Annotated in this window: 5 protein-coding genes; 4 read left to right on the top strand and 1 reads right to left on the bottom strand. The window is 75.5% G+C overall.

The window, feature by feature from the left end; translation table 11 throughout:
* Window positions 1-7 precede the first annotated feature (7 nt).
* Together ACZ6S8_RS17090 and ACZ6S8_RS17085 are read left to right on the top strand one after the other, a co-directional pair.
* A complete protein-coding gene (locus ACZ6S8_RS17090) occupies window positions 8-571 on the top strand; it encodes a papain-like cysteine protease family protein (RefSeq protein ID WP_469456480.1) in 564 nt (187 codons plus the stop codon).
* A gap of 10 nt (window positions 572-581) precedes the next feature.
* The gene (locus tag ACZ6S8_RS17085) at window positions 582-1493 is read left to right on the top strand and encodes a hypothetical protein (RefSeq protein WP_469456478.1); all 912 of its coding nucleotides are present in this window, start codon (window positions 582-584) and stop codon (window positions 1491-1493) included.
* A gap of 83 nt (window positions 1494-1576) precedes the next feature.
* Here ACZ6S8_RS17085 and ACZ6S8_RS17080 read toward each other — a convergent pair whose 3' ends face one another.
* A complete protein-coding gene (locus tag ACZ6S8_RS17080; RefSeq protein WP_469456477.1) occupies window positions 1577-2035 on the bottom strand; it encodes an LIC_13387 family protein in 459 nt (152 codons plus the stop codon).
* 283 nt (window positions 2036-2318) lie between these two features.
* On the opposite strand from ACZ6S8_RS17080, the gene ACZ6S8_RS17075 reads away from it, so the two are divergent.
* Window positions 2319-10388 (top strand): amino acid adenylation domain-containing protein, encoded by an 8070-nt coding sequence (locus ACZ6S8_RS17075; RefSeq protein ID WP_469456475.1) that lies wholly within the window; start codon window positions 2319-2321, stop codon window positions 10386-10388.
* Window positions 10385-20917, top strand: a complete 10533-nt coding sequence (locus ACZ6S8_RS17070; RefSeq protein WP_469456473.1) for a non-ribosomal peptide synthetase — start codon at window positions 10385-10387, stop codon at window positions 20915-20917. Before ACZ6S8_RS17075 ends, ACZ6S8_RS17070 begins: the two co-directional genes overlap by 4 nt.
* Window positions 20918-20978 lie beyond the last annotated feature (61 nt).

The raw sequence follows: 20978 nt of genomic DNA, 5'->3' as shown, positions 1-20978 counted from the left end.
CAGGAAAATGGGCAGGTTCAGGTACGGAACCACGGCGGCGGCCATCGCGCTCGCCGCCTTGGGATCGCTCACGGCCGCGGGAGGCACGGCTCACGCGGAAGCGGGCCAGGACAGCATCGCCATGCTGAAACAGGAGAAGTCCCAGTGGTGCTGGGTCGCCTCCGGGCTGACCATCGCGAAGTTCCAGGGCTTCGGGTCCACGCAGACGGACTTCTGCAGCCGGGCCCAGCCCTACTACGGCTGCAACAACCAGCCCGCCACGCTCGACGACATGGCCAGGGGCTGGAGCAGCCTGGGCATGACCCACACCGGTTCGGGCCTGAACAGCGCGGCCACCTTCAACCAGGTGTACACCGACGTCAAGGCGGCCCGGCCGATCGGCGCCCGCATCGGGTGGGCCTCCGGTGGCGGTCACATGAACGTGGTCTACGGGTTCGACACGTCGAACACCACGATCGCCGTGGCCGACCCGTGGCCGGACACCACCACGTACACGTGGTGGAACTACAACGACTACGTGAGCAACAGCTCGTCCAAGTGGACCCATTCCCGCATCGGTATCTCCCGCTAAGGACGGCGACATGCGCGACACCAGCGGCACCGAAATGTCCGGCAAGCAGGCGGCCCCCCGCCGCGCCCACCTCTCCCGCCTCTCCCGGCTCTCCCGTCTGACCACCGTCGTCGCACTGAGCGCCTCCGCTCTGCTGTCCGTCGCCGGTCCGGCCCACACGGCTCCGGCCAAGGATCCTCTCCCGGCCGACATCCCGGACTACCGGGCGGCCCTCGACGCGGTGCGGTCCACCGACGTGCGCGACACCGTCTGCCGCTTCCTGCGTACTCCGGTGCCCGCGGGCGACGCCGCGGGCGGCCCGGTCCAGACGATCCCCGAGACGGCCGAGCCGTGCCAGGGACTCCCGGTCTTCACGATCAAGGACCCGGTGGCACTGAACGAGATCACCCCTGCGTTCGTCGCCGGCACCGCCCAGCCCCTGCCCACGAAGGCGGTCAGGCTGACGCAGCTGGTCTCCTCGCTGAGCGCCACCGTCAACGGTCGCAACGCCACCGTCATGCTGGCCCCCACCGAGGGCGGCGGCTGGCATCTGGCGGCCGTGCGGGACGGCGACGACGACGCCGTGTACGCGAGCAAGGCCACCGCGGGCACGCTGGTCTTCACCGAGCCGCAGAACCGCGGCTGGTACCAGCTCAAACTCTTCACCGTCGAACCGCTCAACGACCAGGCCCGGCAAGGGCTGGGCGGCCGGGCGTCGGTATCGCTCGGTGACTACCAGAAGCTGGTCAAGGCCCGCTACGCCGACAAGCTGCCCGGGTCGGAGTACGACACCCGGGGCTATTCCAGCGGCTACGGCCCCGCGGGTACGGAGGGCGAGGCCCCGTCCTCCGCGCTGCTCCTCGCCGGCGGTTCCAGCGCGACGCTCGCCCTCGCGTGCGGAGTCGCCGTGCTCCGCCGTCGCAGGCGCACGAGCGCCCGCTGAGCCCACCCCCGTACGCCCCTCGCTCCGCCCCGGCAGCCGGCCGGGGCGGAGCGCGTCGTTCTCGGTGGTTGCCGGGGCCGGGGTCAGCGTGCTGCCCGGCGCAGGGACAGGGCGAAGGCGCAGCTGGTGACGGTGAGGACGGCGATCGGCGGCGGGGGGAGGAAGACGGTCGATATCGCCAGCCCGGCGAGTGAGGTGGCGAGGAGCGTCCAGCCGAAGGCGGTGCGCCGTTCGACCAGGGCGGGGGCCTGCCGGGCTGCGAACAGGGCGAGGAGCGCGGAGGAGATGACGAACAGGGCCATGGCGGCGCTCATGCCGTCGACGACGTCGAGGGTGCTGCGCTCCAGGCCGAGCAGCGTCATGCCCGTCGCCCGCAGGGCGGCCGAGGAGGCTGCCTGTTCCGGTGTCGGCTCGCCCCAGGCGGCAGCGGCGGCAAGGGCGAGGTGGCCCGTACCCAGCAGGACGAGGCCGCCGGCGCCCACCTTGAAGGGCCGCAAGGGCTCGGACCCGTGCCGGGCGACGGTGGGGGCGGTGGCGCTCATGGCGACTCCTTGATGTCGGGCAGACCGTCCTCTACATCCGTAGAGGGTGGCGTGTGAAGCGGACTCTACACCTGTAGAGACTGTGGGGGTGGGCGCTGGTGTGCGGCGGCGGGCTCGCCGGGATCACCGGCTGTCACGGGTTCGCGGTACCGGGTTTCGGAGGGCGCCGCCGATGGCCGTCAAGAGACGTATTGGTGGGACTTTCGAGCCGGCTCACCGGTCACGGAGAGTGGCGTCACGTCGTCGTTGATCGACCGATCCGACTGAGGAGACTGACCACCGCATGGCCACTCACGACCGCGGGCCGCTGCCCCTGACCCCGCCGCAGAACGGCGTCTGGTTCGCGCAGCAGCTCGACCCCTCGCGCCTCGACTACACCATCGCCGAGTACCTGGAGATCCGCGGGGCGGTGGACCCGGGGCTCCTCGCGGAGGCGGTGCGACTGACGGTGGCCGGGACCGAGTCGCTCTGCGTCCGCTTCGCCGAGGAGGACGGCACGGTACGGCAGATACCCGCCGGCCCGCCGCCGCTGCGGATGGAGACGGCCGACGTCACCGGCTGCGCCGATCCGGAGGCCGAGTCCGAGCGGCTGATGCGCGCCGAGCTCGCCCGGCCGACGGACCTCGGGGCCGGGGACGTGTGCCGGTTCCTGCTCGTGCGGACCGGGTCGCGGACGTACCGCTGGATGCAGGGCTACCACCACGTCGTCGCGGACGGGGTCACCGGCTCGATGCTGGCGCGGCGGACCGCGGAGGTCTACACGGCTCTGGCCGCGGGAAGCGCCGTACCCGCGCAGGAGGCCGCGCCGTGGGAGCGGATCGTGGCGGACGAGGAGGAGTACGCGCGGTCCGGATCGTTCGCGGCCGACCGGGCGTTCTGGCGGGCGAGGATGGACGGGGCCCCCGAGCCCGTCTCGTTCACCGGCAGCGCACCCGCGACCGCCACCGGTGCGACGGTACGGGTGCGCGGCGACCTCGACCCCGCCGACGCCCGGATCCTGCGCGAGGCCGCACGCCGGCACGGTACGCGCTGGTCGGCGCTGGTGATGGCCGCCTCCGCCGCCTACCTGCACCGGGTGGGCGGAGCCGAGGACGTGGTCCTGGGCCTCCCGGTCACCGGACGCACCACTCCTGACGCCCGCCGGACACCCGGCATGTTCTCCAAGGTCCTGCCGCTGCGCCTCGCCGTGACGGCGGCGATGCCCGTCGGCGAACTCGTACGGAACACCTCGGCGGGCATCAAGGACGCGCTGCGCCACCAGCGTTACCGGATCGAGGAGTTGCGGGGCGCGGGCTCACCGGGCGCGGCCGCCGCGAACGGCGCCGGGCCCCGGCTGTGGGACGCGGCGGTCAACCTGATGTCCTTCGACTACGAGCTCTCCTTCGCCGGCGCGCCCGCCTCGGCGCACAACCTGGCGGTCGGCCCGGTGGAGCACGTCTCCCTCAACGTCTACGACCGCGGCGGGGACAGCCCGCTCACCGTCCAGGCCGAGGGCGACGCCGCCGACTGCGCACCGGGGGAACTGGACGCCCTGCGGGTCCGCTTCACACGCTTCCTGGTCGCACTGGCCGGCGCCGACGGGGACACCCCGGTCGGCTCCCTGCCCTTCCTGACCGGCGCCGACGAAGCCCTCCTGACCGCCTTCGGCGACGGCGGCGCGGACCCGGCTCCCGCAGGCGGCCTGCTGCACGGCCTCTTCGAGGAGGCAGCGGCGCGCACCCCCGACGCGGTCGCCGTGGCGTGCGACGGGGCCGAGGTCACGTACGGGGAACTCGACGCCTGGGCGCAGGACATCGCGGACCGGCTGCGGCCGGCCGTGGAGCCCGGCGCCCCGGTCGGTGTGTGCGTCGAGCGCTCGCCCGCCATGGTCGCGGCGCTCCTCGGCGTCCTCAAGGCGGGCGGCTGCTACGTGCCGCTCGACCCCGGGCTGCCGCGGGAGCGGATCGCGTACGTCGTGCGCGACGCGGGACTGCGTACGGCCGTCACCCAGCCGGGTGCGCGGGAGCGCCTGCCCGCCGGCCTGCCGACCGCGGTGTACGCGGGGACCGGGCCCGCCGTCCGCGCCGCCGGGGTGCGCCGGGAAGGTGGGGTGCGCGTGCCGGTCACCTCCGCCGCGTACCTCCTGTACACCTCCGGCAGCACGGGCGAGCCGAAGGGCGTCGTCGTCCCGCACGCGGCGGCCGCCGACTTCGTGCGGGGCCACCTGACCCTGTGCGGACTGGGCGGCGCGCCGTCCGGTGACGGCAACAGCCGTGGTGACGACGGAGGGTCCGGATCCGGCGAGCGGTTCCTCGGGTTCGCGGCGCTCTCCTTCGACGTCTCGGTGCTGGACGTCTTCGGCGCGCTGCTGAGCGGATCGACGCTGGTCCTCGCCACCGATGCGGAGCGGGTCGACGTCGACCGGCTCCAGGCCCTCCTCGCGGACCGCGCCGTGACGGTGGCCGACCTGCCGCCGGCGCTGCTGCCCCTGCTCGACCCGGCCGCGCTGCCCGCCCTGAGGTTCCTGTCCACCGGCGGCGAGGCGCCGTCCGGGGACGCCGTCGACCGCTGGGCCACCGCGGGCCGCGAGGTCTGGAACGCCTACGGCCCGACCGAGGCCGCGGTGTCGGTCACCATGCACCGCGTCACGCCGCCGTCGTCCGGCCGGACGCCTCCGATCGGCCGGCCCATGGCCAACCACCGGGCCTACGTGGTGGACCGTGCGCTGCGGCTGCTGCCGCCCGGCGCCACCGGCGAGCTGTGCGTGGCGGGCGACGGTCTGGCCCGGGGGTACACCGGCCGGGCCGGCATGACGGCCGAGCGGTTCGTGCCCGACCCCTTCTCGGGCGTCGCGGGCGCGCGGATGTACCGGACGGGCGACCTCGTGCGCTGGTCCGCCCGGGGCGAACTGGAGTTCCTCGGACGGGTCGACCGGCAGGTCAAGATCAACGGCCATCGCATCGAGCTGGGCGAGATCGAGGCGGTCCTCGGCCGCCACCCCTCCGTGGGGCAGGCCGCGGTCGTCGTGCACGAGCCCGCGGGCGGGGCCCGGCGGCTGGTGGCCTTCGTGGCGCCCCCGACCGGCGGTCCGGCGCCGGAAAGCGCGCTGCTCGGCGCCGAGCTGGGCCGCGTCCTGCCGCGCTACATGGTCCCGCACACCTTCGTGGCCCTGGACCGGCTCCCGCTCACCGCGGGCGGCAAGGTGGACCGCGGCCGGCTGGTCGTACCGGAGCCCGCGGCCCGGGAGGAGCATCCCGTACGCCCGTACACCGCGGCGGAGGAGATGCTGGCGGCGCTCTTCTCCGAGGCGCTGGGCCTGCCCGCGTCGCCGGACGACAACTTCTTCGAGCTCGGCGGCGACAGCATCACCGCCCTCACCCTCACGAGCCGGGCCCGCGCCCGCGGCATCTCCTTCACCCTGCGCGACGTGTTCGCGCACAAGACGGCGGCCGCCCTCGCCGCGGCCGTGGGCGAACCGGAGGGCGGTGCGCTGCCGGACGCGGACGCGGACGCCGGCCCGGCCGTCGGCGCCTGCGGCGCGCTGCCGGCCACGCCGGTCATGCGATGGCTCCTGGACGGGCCCGGCCCCCTCGGGCGTTTCAGCCAGTCGATGGTGCTCACCCTGCCCGCGGACGCGGACGACACCGCGCTGGTCGAGGTCCTCGGGTCGCTCGTCGACCGCCACCCGGCGCTGCGCCTCGCGGTGACCGAAGGCCCCGGAGGCCCGCTCTGCACGATCGGCGAGCCGGGCTCGGTCGACGTGGGCGGGCTCTACCGGCGCGTCGAGTCGGCCGGGTCGGACCCGCGGGAGCGCGCCGCGGCCGTGGAACGGGAGGCACACGAGGCGGCGGGGCAACTGGACCCGGCGGCCGGGGTGATGCTGCGCGCAGTGCGCCTCGCCGACGGTGATGCGCCCGGCCGGCTGCTGCTCTGCATCCACCACCTGGCGGTGGACGGGGTCTCCTGGCGGATCCTGACGGCCGACCTCGCCGAAGCCTGGGAAGCCCGCACCGAGGGCCGGCCGCTCCCCGCCGCCGACGCGGCCGAGCTCACCGACGCAGGCGCCCCGGTGAACTCGGGCCGCGCGGACGCCTCGTTCCGCGCGTGGGCCCACCACCTGGAGGGCCTGGCGCGGATTCCGGAGCTTCTCGGCGAACTGCCCTTCTGGCAGCGGACCCTGGACCCGGACGGCTCCGGCCACCGGCCGTCCGCGCCCTGGGACCGGACGCCCGATCCGGCCCGCGACACCGCCGGGACCACGCGCGCGTTGACGCTCGACCTCCCCGCCGAGGTCGCCGGCCCGCTGCTGTCCCGGGTCCCCGGCGCCCTGCGCACGGGGCCGGCGGAGGTGCTCCTCGCCGGGCTGGCCCTGGCCGCCCACCGCGTCGGGCCGGCCGGTGCCCCCGCCGGATCGCTGCTGGTCGACCTGGAGGGGCACGGCCGCGCCGACCGCACCGGACGCCACGACCTGGCCCGCACCGTGGGCTGGTTCACCACGCAGTACCCCGTCCGCTTCGACCTGGCCGGCCTCGACCTGGACGCGGCGGCCGACGGGGGCGAGCCCCTGGCCGACCTGGTGGCACGGGTGCACGGCGCGCTGGCGGCCGTACCGGACCACGGCACCGGGTTCGGCCTGCTGAGCCGGCTCAACCCCGACACCGCCGCCGCACTGGCCGCCCTGCCGCGACCGCGGCTCCTGTTCAACTACCTCGGCCGGTTCGGCGGCGCGGACGGGCCCCCGTGGACCCCGGCCCCCGGCACGGACGGACTGCGCGCCGACGTGGACCCGTCCCTGCCGGCCGAGCACTGCCTGCAGATCGACGCGATGGCCGTGGACGGCCCCGACGGCCCCGCCTTCACCGCCGTCGTCACCTGGCCGCGGGACCTCCTCGACGGCGCCGAGGCCGCCGCGCTGGTCGAGGCGTGGGGCGAGGCGCTGCGCCTGCTGGCCCGCTGGACGGGTCCCGCGCGGTCGCGCCGGCTCACCCCGCGGGACCTGCCCCTGGTCGGGCTGGCCCAGCCCGCGGTGGACGGGCTGGCGGACCGCCACCCCGGGCTCGTGGACGTCCTGCCCCTCTCGCCGCTCCAGGAAGGACTGTTCTTCCACTCCGCCTTCGACACCGGCGGGAGGGACGCCTACACCGGGCAGATCGTGCTGACGCTGGAGGGCGGCGTGGACGCGGGCCGCCTGCGGGCCGCCTGCGCCCGCCTGATGGAGCGCCACACCGCGCTGCGCTCGGCCTTCACCGACCAGGGCCTGGACGGGCCGGTGCAGGTCGTCGTCGACAGGGCCCGGGCGCCCTGGGAGGAGGTGGACCTCGGCGGGCTCGGCGCCGAGGACCGGCAACGCGCCTGGGACCGGCTGCTCGCCTCCGACCGGGACCGCCGCTTCGACCTGGAGCGGCCGCCGCTGGTGCGCTTCACACTGGTCCGGTTCGGCGGTGGCCGGCACCGGCTGGTGATGACGAACCACCACATCCTGTGGGACGGCTGGTCCTCGGCGGTCCTGCTGCGCGAGCTGCTGACCGGATACGCCGACGCGGACGGTCCGCACCGTACGGACGACCCGGACGCCGGGGACCGTCCCACGGGGACAGCGCCCGCCGGCCCGGCCGCGGAGGCGGTTCCGTACCGCGATCACCTCACCTGGCTGGCCCGGCAGGACCGGGACGCCGCCGCCGCGGCCTGGAGCGCCGCCCTCGCCGGACTGGAGGAACCGACCCTGCTCGGCGGCGCCGATCCGCACCGCATCGACACCCTGCCCGAGCGGGTCGCGCTGGAGCTGACACCGGAGCTGACCGCGCGGATCACCGCACGGGCCCGCAGCGCCGGCATCACCCTCAACAGCGTCGTGCAGGGGGTCTGGGCGATCCTCCTCGGCCGGCTGACCGGCCGCGAGGACGTGGTGTTCGGCGGAACCGTCTCCGGGCGGACGGCGGACGTCGCCGGCATCGAGCACATGGTCGGGCTGCTCATCAACACCCTGCCCGTACGGTTCCGGATCCGCGAGGACGAACCGCTGTCGGCCGCGCTCGCCCGCTTCCAGGACGAGCAGGCGGAGCTGATGGACCACCAGCACGCCGGACTCGCCGGAATCCAGCGCGCCGCGGGACTGGGCACGCTCTTCGACACGACCGTCGTCGTCGAGAGCTATCCGCTCGACCTCGACTCCCTGCGGGACCTGGCTGGCGGGCCGCGGCTCACCGGCGTCGAGGGCGCCGACGCCACCCACTACACCGTCAACCTGATCGTGCTGCCGGGGGAGCGGCTGCGGCTCCACCTCGACCACCGCCCGGACGCCCTCGACGCGCGGACCGCGCAGAGCCTGGGGGAGGCCCTGGAACGGCTGCTCACGGCCTTCGCCGACGCGCCCGGCACCGCCGTCGGCACGCTGGACCTGCTCTCCGACGCGCAGCACGGCCTGATCCGGGGCTGGAACGCCACGGCCGTGCCGGTCCCCGACACGACCCTGGCCGAACTCTTCGGACAGCAGGTGGCCCGAACCCCCGGGGCACCGGCGACCGTGTTCCGCGGCGAGACCCTCTCGTACGCCGAACTGGACCGCCGCGCCGAGCGGTTGGCCCGGTCCCTGCGGGCGCGCGGAGCCGGTCCGGAGCGGATCGTGGCGGTGGCACTGCACCGCTCCACCGAGATGGTGGTGTCGCTGCTGGCCGTGCTCAAGGCGGGCGCCGCCTACCTGCCGGTGGACCCCTCGCTGCCGCCGGAGCGGATCGCCTACCTGCTGTCCGACGCCCAGCCCGTCATGCTGCTGGCCACCGACGACCTCGCCGGTGCGCTGCCGGTCCCGGCGGGGCTGCCCCGGCTGGATCCGGCGGCCGCCGCGGACCCGGACGGAGCGTCGGAGGTCGCCGCACCGGAGCCCCTGTGCTCCTCGCACCCGGCGTACGTGATCTACACCTCCGGCTCGACGGGGCGGCCCAAGGCCGTGGTCGTGGAACACGCGGCCATCGTCAACCGGCTGCTGTGGATGCAGGACCGGTACGGTCTCGGCCCGGACGACCGGGTGCTGCAGAAGACGCCGTTCGGCTTCGACGTCTCGGTCTGGGAGTTCTTCTGGCCGCTGCTGACCGGCGCCGTGCTGGTCGTCGCCGAGCCGGGCGGGCACAAGGACCCCGCCTACCTGGCGCAGGCCATCGAACGGGAGGCGATCACCACCGTCCATTTCGTTCCGTCCATGCTCGCGGCGTTCGCGGAGGACCCGGGCGCCGCCCGGTGCCGGTCGCTGCGCCGCGTGGTGTGCAGTGGCGAGGCACTGCCGGAGGAGCTGAAGAACCGGTTCCTCGACGTGCTCGACGTCCCCTTGCACAACCTGTACGGGCCCACCGAGGCGGCCGTGGACGTCACGCACTGGGACTGCCGCCGCGAGGACACGGGACCCGTGCCGATCGGGCGCCCGATCTGGAACACCTCGCTGTACGTGCTCGACCCGCGGGGACGGCCCGTACCGGTGGGCGTCGCCGGGGAGCTGTTCCTCGCGGGCGCCGGCCTGGCCCGCGGGTACCTGCGGCGCCCGGCGCTGACCGCCGAGCGGTTCCCGGCCGACCCGTTCGGCCCGCCGGGCTCGCGCATGTACCGGACCGGGGACCTGGCGCGGTTCCGTCCGGACGGTTCGGTGGAGTACCTCGGCCGCACCGACGACCAGGTCAAGATCCACGGGTTCCGGATCGAACTCGGGGAGATCGAGACGGCACTCGGACGTCTGCCGGGCGTCGGACGGGCCGCCGTCGTGGTCCGCGAGGACGTCCCGGGGGAGCGGCGCCTCGTCGGGTACGTCCTCCCGGAGGCGTCGTCCGCAGCACACGCGAAGCCGCAGGCGCAGGCACAGCCACAGACGGGGGTGGAGCCGGCAACGGGCGCGGTGCCCGATCCGGACGCCCTGCGCGCCGCGCTCGGGCGCACCCTCCCGGAGTACATGGTGCCGGTGCTGGTCGTCGTCGACGCCCTGCCCGTGACCCCGAACGGCAAGCTCGACCGGCGGGCGCTCCCGGCGCCCGCGGCCGCGCGGGCCACCGGACACGAGCCGCCCGCGGGGGAGACCGAAGAGCTGGTGGCCATGGTGTGGGCGTCCGTCCTGGACGTGCCGGCGATCGGCCGGCACGACGACTTCTTCGTCCTCGGAGGCCACTCGCTGAGCGCGACCCGGGTCGCGGCCCGGCTCCGCCAGTCCCTCGGCCTGGACCTGCCCCTCCACACGCTCTTCGAACAGCGGACCGTCGCCGCCCTCGCCACCGCCGTCGAGACGGCGCTGCTCGCCGAACTCGACCTGGAGAGCGCTGCGTTCGCCGATCCGCCCCCCACCACGGTGTCCGCCGACGCCGTCCCTTCACTCGCACGTCAGGGAGAGACCTCGTGACCACCCAGGAAAGCCTGCCGGCCGGAGTCGACAGCCGGCTGGCCGCCGCCCGCGAACTGCTGCGCCGCCGAGTGCGCGCCGCGCTGGACGACTCGGCCGCCTCCGGGGCCCGGACGGCCCCGGAGGCCCGCCCCGCCGACACGACCGCGCCGGACGCCGAACCCGTGGCCTCGTTCGCGCAGGAGCGGATGTGGCTGGTCGACCGGATGGCGGAGGGCGCCCCCGGCTACGCGATCCCGGAACTGGTGCGGCTGCGCGGCCCGGTCCGGCCGGAGCTGCTGCGCCGCGGCCTGACCGCCGTCGTGGCGCGGCACGCACCGCTGCGCACCGTCTTCGAGGAGCGCGACGGCGTCCCGCACCCCGTGGTCCTGCCCGCGCCGACGGCCGTACCGCTGCCGCTCCTCGACCTCGGCGACACACCGGTGGCCGAGCGGGAGGAGCGGGCCCGCGCCCTGGCCCGGGAGGAGGTCCGCGCACCGTTCGACCTGGCGACCGGCCCGCTGCTGCGCGCCCTGCTGATCAGGCTCGGCGCCGAGGACCACCTGCTGGTGCTCGTGGTCCACCACATCGCCACCGACGGATGGTCCATGGGCCTGCTGTGGCGGGAGCTGTCCGAGGGGTACGCGGCCCTGGTCCAGGGCCGTCCGCTGCCCGGCCCGGCGCTCCCGCTCGACTACCGGACGTACGCCCGCACCCAGCGCGACCGCTTCGAGAGCGGTGCCATGGACGGGCAGCTGCGCTGGTGGGAGCGGCACCTCGCCGGCCTGGAACCGCTCGAACTGCCCGCCGACCGGCCCCGCCCCACCCGTCGCAGCGGCGACGGCGCGAGCGTGGACTTCGCCCTCGGTGCGCCGCTCACCGCCCGCCTGCGCCGGATCGCCGAGGGCAGCGGCGCCACGCTCTTCATGACGCTCCTGGCAGGCTTCCAGGCCACGCTGGGCCGCTGGGCCGGCCGGGCCGACATCGCCGTCGGCACGCCCGTGGCCGGGCGCGACCGGGTGGAACTGGAGCCGCTCATCGGCTTCTTCGTCAACACGCTGGTGCTGCGCGCCGACCTGTCGGGCGAGGTGGGATTCCAGGAGCTGCTCGACCGGGTCCGCCGGGCGACGGTGGACGCGTACGACCACCAGGAGGTGCCCTTCGACCGGCTGGTGGAGCACCTGAGCCCCGAACGGGTCGGCGACCGCAACCCGCTGGTCCAGGTGATGTTCGCGTCGGCGCAGGACGAGACGGCCGGACTGCGTCTGCCGGGACTCAGCGCCGAGGCGGAGCGCGCCGACTTCGGCGGTTCCCTCTTCGACCTGAGCGTGTTCGTCACCGAGGGCGCCGACGACTGCTCCGGCACCCTGGTCTTCGACACCGACCTCTTCGACCGCGCCACCGCCGAACTGGTCCTCGCCCACTACCTGGAGCTGCTGGAGGCCGCCGCGGAGAACCCCGGCCGCCCGGCGGCCGAACTGCTGCCCGGCGCCGGGACCGCGGCCCGGCTGGCCGCCTCCGGGCACGGCGCGCCGCGCCCGGACCTCGCCCCGGCCACCCTCGTGGACCTGTTCGCTGAGCAGGTCCGCCGTGCCCCCGACGCCGACGCCGTGGTCTGCGGCGGCGAACGCCTCACCTTCGCCGAACTCGACCGCCGCTCCGGTCTCCTGGCGGCCCGGCTGACCGCCGCGGGGGTGGTGCGCGAGTCCCCGGTGGCGCTGCTCATGGAGCGGTCCGTCCACCTCCCGGTGGCCGTCCTGGCCGTCCTGAAGGCCGGCGGCGCCTACGTCCCCCTCGGCGAGGGCTTCCCCGTCGCCCGGCTGCACTGGATCCTGGAGCGGACCGGCGCCCGCCTGCTCCTCACCGACCCGGCGACGGCCGGGCACGAGGCGGTCCGCACCTCGCCCGTGCCGGTCCTCGACGCGACGGCCTCGGCCGACGGCGTCCCGGCCGACGGCTCCCCGGCCGACGGTCCCGAGGTACCGGCCGCGGCCTGCACACCGGACCAGCTGGCGTACGTGATGTTCACCTCCGGCTCCACGGGCGAGCCGAAGGGCATCGGCGTCACGCACGCCAACGTCGCTGCCTTGGCCCGCGACTCCTCCTTCGGCCCCGCGCACCGGCGGGTGCTGGCCCACTCCCCGCTGTCCTTCGACGCCTCGACGTACGAGCTGTGGGTGCCCCTGCTCTCCGGCGGCCAGGTGGTGCTGGCGCCCCCCGGCCGGGTCGACACCGCGGCGCTGACGCGGCTGGTGCGCGAGCACCGGATCACCTCGCTGTTCCTGACCGCCGCCCTGTTCAACCTGGTCGTGGAGGAGTGCGTGGAACTCCTGACGCTGGTACGGGAGGTGTGGACGGGCGGCGAGGCCGCGTCCGCGCACGCCTTCGGCCGCACCCTGGCCGCCGCCACCGACACCGTGCTGGTCAACGTGTACGGCCCCACGGAGACGACGGTCTTCGCCACCCGCCACCGGCTGGACCCCCGGGCCGGGGGCGCGGTGGACGGCAGGGTGCCGATCGGCACGGCCCTGGACGACACCCGCCTGTACGTCCTGGACGGTCGCGGACGCCCGGTCCCGGAGGGCGCGGTCGGCGAGCTGTGCGTCGGCGGTACCGGCGTGGCCCGCGGCTACCTCGGCCGGCCCGCCCTGACCGCGCAGCAGTTCACCCCGGACCCGTACGGAACGGCCGGCGCCCGCATGTACCGCACCGGCGACCTGGCCCGCAGGCGCCCCGACGGCACGGTCGACTACCTCGGCCGCGCCGACCAGCAGGTCAAGATCCGCGGCCACCGGATCGAACCGGGCGAGATCGAGGCCGAGCTGACCCGCTGCCCGGAGGTCGGGCAGGCCGCCGTGATCGTCCGCGAGGACACCCCCGGCGAGCAGCGCCTGGTCGCCTACGCGGTGCCCGCGGAAGGCCGCACGGCCGACCCCGGCACCCTGCACGCCGCCCTCGCCGCGCGACTGCCGGCGTACATGCTGCCCGCGGCGATCGTCCCGCTCGCCGCGCTTCCGGTCACCGCCAACGGAAAGCTGGACCGGCGCGCGCTGCCGGCCCCGCCCGAGGAGGGCGTGCTCCGGGCCGAGTTCGCGGCCCCGGCCACCGCCACGGAAGAACTGGCCGCCGCCGTCTGGGGCGAAGTCCTCGCCGTCGAACGGATCGGCCGCCACGACGACTTCTTCGCCCTCGGCGGGCACTCCCTGCGGGCCACCCGGGTCGTCTCGCGGCTCGGCGCCCGCATGGGCACCGGCGTACCCCTGCGGCTGCTGTTCGAGAACCCGGTGCTGGAACGGTTCGCCGCGGCCTTGGACACCCTGCGCGGACAGGACCCGCTCGGGGCGTCCGCCGGGGCCGTCACCCCGATCGGCACCCGGCCGGCCGGCGGGGCGGCGCCGCTGTCCTTCGCCCAGCAGCGCCTGTGGTTCCTGGACCAGCTCCAGCCCGGCCGGCCCGACTACAACATCCCGGTGGCCGCCCGGCTGCGCGGCCCCCTCGACACCGGGGCCCTGGCGGCCGCGCTGCGCGAGCTGGTGGCCCGCCACGAGGTGCTGCGCTCGCGGATCGCCGACGGCCCCGAGGGACCCGTACAGATCGTGGAACCCCCGGAGGTGTTCGCACCCGTGTGCACCGACCTCGGGGACCTGCCGCCCGAAGAGGCCCGCTCGCGGGCCCTGGGCCTGGCCCACGTGGACGCGGCGTCCCCGTTCGACCTGGGCGCGGCCCCGCTGCTGCGGGCCCGCGTCGTGCGGATCACCGACGACGAGCACCTCCTGGTCCTGGTGCTGCACCACGCCGTCGGCGACGGATGGTCGATGCCGGTGCTGTGGCGGGAGCTGTCCAGCGCGTACGCGGCGCTGCGCTCCGGCAGACGCCCCTCACTTCCGGAACTCCCCGTCCAATACGGGGACTTCGCTCACTGGCAGCAGCGCCGCCTGGCCGCGGGCGAGGCCGACGGCGCCATCGCCCACTGGCGGGAGCGCCTGTCCGGCCTCCCCGCCCTGGAACTGCCCACCGACCGGCCGCGGCCGCACGTCCGCTCCGGCGCCGGCGACACCCTGGTCTTCGAGGTCCCCGCGGACCTCGCCGGACGGCTCTCCGCGCTGGCCCGCGAGCGCGGGGCGACGCTCTTCATGGTCCTCCTCGCGGGCTTCCAGTCGCTGCTGGCCCGCTACACCGGACAGAGCGACATCGCGGTCGGCTCGCCCATCGCGGGCCGCGACCGCACCGAACTGGAGCCGCTCGTCGGCTTCTTCGTGAACACCCTCGTGCTGCGCACGGACCTGTCCGGCGACCCCGCCTTCGACGAGCTGCTGGAACGGGTCCGCCGGACGGCCCTCGCCGCGTACGAGCACCAGGAGGTTCCCTTCGACCGGCTCGTGGAGGAACTCCGCCCGGAGCGCGACCTCGGCCGCAACCCGCTCTTCGACGTCCTGTTCCAGCTCCACCCCGAACAGCTCGGGTCGCTGCCGCTGGACGGCGTGGAGGTCGAGACCCTCGACACCTCCAACGGCACGGCCAAGTTCGACCTCAGCCTGGCGATGACGGAACACCGCGGCGGCCTGACCGGCACCGTGCAGTACGCCACGGACCTCTTCGACCGTGACACGGTCGACCGGTTCGCCGCGCACTACCTGAGGCTGCTGGCGGGCGCCGCCGAGACCCCGGCGGCCCCGCTGTCCCGGCTCGACGTGCTGTCCCCGCAGGAACACGCCGCCCTGCTCGGCGAGGACCCCGCGCCCGCGGCCGGCCGGCCGGAGCACCCGGCGCGGACCCTGCACGCGCTGGTGGAGGAGCAGGCGCGCGACCGCCCCGACGCCCCCGCCCTGACCTTCCGGGGCCGCACCACCACGTACGCGGAGCTCGACGCGGCCGCCAACCGGCTGGCCCACCGGCTGCGCGAGCTGGGAACCGGGCCGGAGACCGCCGTCGCGGTGGCCGTCGGCCGCGACCCCCGCACCCTCGTTTGCGTCCTCGCCGTCCTGAAGGCCGGCGGCGTCCACGTACCGGTCGACGCAGCACACCCCGCCGAGCGCGTCCGTACGGTCCTCGCGGACAGCGGGGCCCGGCTGGTGCTGACCGCCGGGCTGCCCGGCGGCCTCCCCGCGGGCCTGGCCGGCTCCGTACCGGTGCTGGACCTGGACCTGGACCGGGAGCGTCGGCTCGTCGACGCACTGCCGCCGACACCGCCGGCGCCCCTCACGGACCCGGAGCACCTCGCCTACCTGCTGTACACCTCCGGGTCGACCGGCCGCCCCAAGGGCGTGGCCGTGACGCACGCCGCGATCACGGGCTACCTCGCCGCGCTCACCTCCACCTTCGGACTCGGCCCCGAGGACACCGTGCTCGCCCGCACCGCGCTCACCTTCGACCCCTCGGTACGGGACCTGTTCGCCCCGCTGACCACCGGCGGCCGGATCGTGCTGGCCTCGCAGGACGAGGCCGGGGACCCGGACGCGCTGGCCCGGCTGCTGCACGAGGAGCAGGTGACGGCGCTGCTGTCGATCGTCCCGTCGATGCTGGAGCCGCTGGTCGCCGCCACCACCGCCCCGGCGCCCGGGCTGCGGCTGGTGATGACGACCGGCGAGGCGCTCACCACCGGACTGGCGCGCGACGCGCACGCCCTCGGCCTGCCCGGACGGCTGCGGCTGGTCAACCAGTACGGACCTACGGAGTGCACCAACACGACCACCTACCACGTGGTGACGGACGCCGACATCGACCGCGGCCGCATCCCGATCGGCCGGCCGCTGCCCGGTGCCCGCGTCCTGATCCTCGGCGAGCACCTCGAACCGCTGCCCCGCGGCGCGGTGGGCGAGCTGTTCATCGCCGGCCGCGGTGTCGCCCGCGGCTACCTCGGGGACCCCGCCCGCACCGCCGAGGCCTACCCGCCGGACCCCTACGGGCCGCCCGGGGCCCGCATGTACCGCACCGGTGACCTTGCGCGGCTGCGGCCCGACGGGGTGCTGGAGTTCCACGGGCGCCGCGACAGCCAGGTCAAGGTCCGGGGCCACCGGATCGAACTGGGCGAGGTCGAGGCCACCCTGATGCGCCACCCCGACGTCGGCCGGGCCGTCGCCGCGGCCCACGGAGAAGGCGCCGACCGGGCCCTCGCCGCGTACGTGGTGTGGCGGGACGGGCCGGGCGATCCGGCCGCGGTGCTGGACTTCGTACGGGGGGCACTGCCGGCCGCGATGGTGCCCTCGGCGCTCGTCGTCCTGGACGCACTGCCCCTCACCCCCAACGGCAAGACCGACCGCCGGGCCCTGCCCGCACCCGCCCCCGGAACGGCCGGGCACCGCGACCACGTCGCACCGCGCACCCCGCTGGAGCGCACCGTCGCCGAGGTCTGGGAGGAGGTGCTGGGCGAGGGGCCGATCGGAGCCCGCGACCACTTCTTCGAGCGCGGCGGGCACTCGTTGCGCGCCACCCGGGTCGTCTCCCGGCTGCGGACCCTGCTGGACCGGGACATCCCCGTGCACCTGCTCTTCCGCCACCCCGTCCTGGAGGACTTGGCCAAGGCGCTGACCCCGCCGGGGGCGCCGGCCGGTTCGCGGATCCCCGCACTGCCCGCGGGGCCCGGGCCGCTGTCCTTCGGCCAGCAACGGCTGTGGCTGCTGGACCGGCTCCAGCCGGGCCGGCCCGACTACAACATGCCCGGCGCGGTCCGGCTGACGGGCGAGCTCGACACCGGGGCGGCCCTGGGCGCCCTGGAGGACGTCGTCGCGCGGCACGAGGTGCTGCGCTCGCGGATCGAGGAGGGCGCGGCGGGCCCCGAGGACGCCCGGGTCGTCCCCGGACCGGCCCGCGCGTTCGCCCCCGTGTTCACCGACCTGTCCGCGATGGGCCCGGCGGCGGAAGCGGCCGCCCGGGAGCTGGCGGCCGAGGACGCCGCCCTGCCCTTCGACCTGACGGCGGCCGGGCCGCTGCGGGCCCGCCTCGTGCGGACCGCGCCGCGCGCACACCTGCTGGTGATCGTGGCCCACCACATCGCCTTCGACGGCTGGTCCGTGGGGGTCTTCTGGCGGGAGTTCTTCGCCGCCTACCGCGTCCGCACCCTGGCCGACGCGCAACCGCTGCCCGAACTCGCCGTCTCCTACCGCGAGTTCGCGGCCTGGCAGCGTGAGCACCTCGACGGTGAGGCGCTCGCGGGAACGCTCGGGTACTGGAAGGACCGGCTCGCCGGTCTCGCCCCGCTGGACCTGCCCACGGACCTGCCCCGGCCGGCGGGCCCGTCCGGGCGCGGCGCGCAGTTCCCGTTCGTCCTGCCCGCCCCGCTGCTCCAGGGGCTCCGCGATCTGGGAAGGCGGCACGACGCCACGTTGTTCATGGTGCTGCTGGCCGGCTTCCAGGCGCTGCTGGCCCGCTGGTCGGGCAGCGACGACGTGGCGGTGGGCTCGCCCATCGCCGGCCGCGACCGGGCCGAACTGGAGCCGCTGATCGGCTTCTTCGTCAACAGCCTGGTGCTGCGCACCGACCTGTCCGGGAATCCCGGATTCGGTGAACTGCTGGGCCGGGCCCGGGAGACGGCGCTGGGCGCGTACGCCCATCAGGACGTGCCGTTCGAGCGGCTGGTGGAGGAGGTCGCGCCGGAGCGCGACCTGAGCCGCAATCCGCTGTTCCAGGTGATGCTGGTCCTGGACGAGGAGGCTTCCCCGCCGCCCCCGCTGCCCGGCCTGCACACCGAACCGCTCGCCCTGGCCAGTGGCGCCTCGAAGTTCGACCTGTCGCTGTACTTCGTCGAGGAGGACGGAGCCCTGCACGGCGAGGCCGTCTTCGCCACCGACCTGTTCGGCCGCGAGACCGTCGAGCGGATGACCCGGGGCCTGGTGGAACTGCTCACGGCCGCCGTCGCCGATCCGGGTGCGCCGGTGTCCTCGCTGCCGCTGATGGACGCGGCGGAGGAGCGCCGGCTCCTGCAGGACAGTGCCGGTGCAGGTGCCGCGGGCGGTGGGGGCGGGCCGGACGCCGATCTGCCGCTGCACGTGCTCGTCGGCGAGCGCGCCGCCCGTACGCCGCGGGCCGTCGCGGTGGACGACGGGGCACGGCAGCTGACGTACACGGGGCTGTGGGACGTCTCGGGACGCCTCGCGCGGCGGTTGGCCGCCCTGGGGGTGGGCCCGGACGGCGCGGTGGCCGTCTGCGCGGACCGCTCGGTGCTGCTGCCGGCCGCGCTGCTGGGCGTCCTGCGCTCCGGGGGACAGTACGTCCCGGTGGACCCGGACTACCCCGCCGACCGGATCGCGTACATGATCTCGGACAGCGGCGCCCGCGTCCTGGTGGTGTCCGGCGCCTCCGTCCCGCCCGACCTCCCCGACGGGGTCGCCGTCGTGGACCTCGACGGGCCGGGCTTCGCAACGGGACACCCGGATAGCGTGCACCCGGACCCCGAGAGCCCGGATCCCGTGCACCCGGACCCCGAGAACCTGGCCTACACCCTGTACACCTCCGGATCGACCGGGCGTCCGAAGGGGGTCGCCGTCCCGCACCGGGCGCTGGCCAACTTCACCCGGGACATGGTCCGCAGGCTGGACCTGACGGCTGCGGACACGGTTGCGGCCGTCACCACGGCCTCGTTCGACATCGCCGTGCTCGAACTGCTCGTCCCGCTGACGTGCGGGGCCTCGGTGCGGGTCGTCGACCGGGAGACCGCCCGCGACGGCGCCCTGCTCGCGAAGGAACTCGACGCCGCCGCGGTCACCGTCGTCCAGGCCACGCCTGCCACCTGGCACCAGCTGATGGAGAGCGGCTGGCAGGCCCCCCGCGTACGGGCCCTGTGCGGCGGCGAGGCGCTGCCCTCCGCCCTGGCCGAGCGGCTGCGCACGGCGCTCGGCACCGTATGGAACGTGTACGGGCCGACCGAGACCACCGTCTGGTCGACCGCCCACCGCCTCTCCGGGCCCCTCGGCGACGGACCGGTCCCCATCGGCTCGGAGCTCGCCAACACCCGTCTGTACGTGCTGGACGCGGGGCTGCGGCCGGTGCCGGTCGGTGTGTTCGGCGAACTGTTCATCGGCGGCGACGGGGTGGCCCGCGGCTATCACGGCCGGCCGGGACTGACCGCGGACCGGTTCGTGCCCGACCCGTACACGGCGGGCGGGCGCCTGTACCGCACCGGGGACCTGGTCCGGCGCCTCGCGGACGGGACCCTCGCGTACCGCGGCCGCGCGGACGGCCAGGTCAAGGTGCGCGGCCACCGCATGGAGCCGGGCGAGATCGAGGCGGCACTGGCCCGCCACCCCGATGTCCTCGCGGCGGCCGTCGCCGTCCACGGCACGGGCGTCGACGCGGTCCTGGCCGGCTACGTGACCTGGCGGGACGGGGAGGGCGACCTGCGGGCGGTCGGCGACATGCTGCGCCAGGAGCTCCCCGAGTACATGGTTCCCGCGGTGCTCACGGCCCTGGAACGGCTCCCGCTCACCCCCAACGGCAAGCTCGACCGCAAGGCGCTGCCCGCTCCCTCGGCGGACGCGGCGCGCGCCGACGGCACACGGCGGGTGGCGCCGCGCGACACCACGGAGCTGCGGATGACGCGGCTGTGGGAGCAGAACCTCGGCACGGCCCCGATCGGGGTGCGCGACGACTTCTTCTCCCTCGGCGGACACTCGCTCAAGGCCTTCGCACTGATGGCCGCCGTACGCCGGGAGTTCGGAGTGGAGCTGCCGCTGAACATGGTGTTCCGCCGGCGCACCGTGGAACTGCTCTGCGAGGCCCTGCCGGAGGCGGGGGCGGCGGCCGCCAGCCTGCTGGTCCCGCTCGCCGACGGCGACCCCGACCGGCCCGCGCTGGTCCTGGTCCACCCGCGGGGCGGCGACGTCGTCTGCTACCGCGACCTGGTGCGGGACCTCGACGCCGCCCCCGGCGGCGGCCGGCGGGTCCTCGGCCTGGAGTCGGTGGGCTACAACACCGCTGAGACCCCGCTGGAACGCGTGCCGGAGATGGCGGAGCGCTACCTGGACGCGCTCCGCGCCGAGCAGCCGCACGGCCCGTACCTGCTGGCCGGCTGGTCGTTCGGCGGGACGGTCGCGTACGAGATGGCCGCCCGGCTGGAAGCCGCGGGCGAGGAGGTCGCCTTCCTCGGACTGATCGACTCCGCCGCGCCGGGCGCCGCTCCCGGCCCGGCCGCCGCGTCCGGCGATCCCGATCTCCTGCGGTACGGCATCGCGGCCGGGCTGGAGGCGGGCTCCGCGCGCGAGCTGGACGAGGACGAGCTGCTCGACGCCCTGCTGCGGCGCGGCCGCGAGGACGGCACGCTGCCCCGCCGGTCCCCGACGGAGGCACTGCGCCGGCTGCTGCGGGTCGCCGAGGCGAACGGCGCCGCGTCCACCGCCTACCGGACCGGGGCCGTCCTGGGCGTCGACCTGCACCTCTTCACGGTCGCCGAGCGGCACCCCGAGCTCGCGACCCCGCTCGTGGACCCGGCCCCGTGGGGCCCGCGCACGGCGGGCGCCGTGGTGCGGGCCGTCGTGCCGGGCAACCACCACGACCTGGTGGAACCGCCGCACTGCACCGCCCTGGCGGAACTGCTCGCGGCGGCCCTGCCCGCCTGAGGTCCCACCTCCGGGCCCATGGTCCTCCCCCTTCGCTCCTTCCATTTGCCCCTTCCGAACC

It is taken from the genome of Streptomyces sp. NPDC048461 (genome assembly GCF_055587105.1).
The sequence above is the reverse complement of the archived record's forward strand: the minus strand, read 5'-3'. Positions and strand labels throughout refer to the sequence as shown.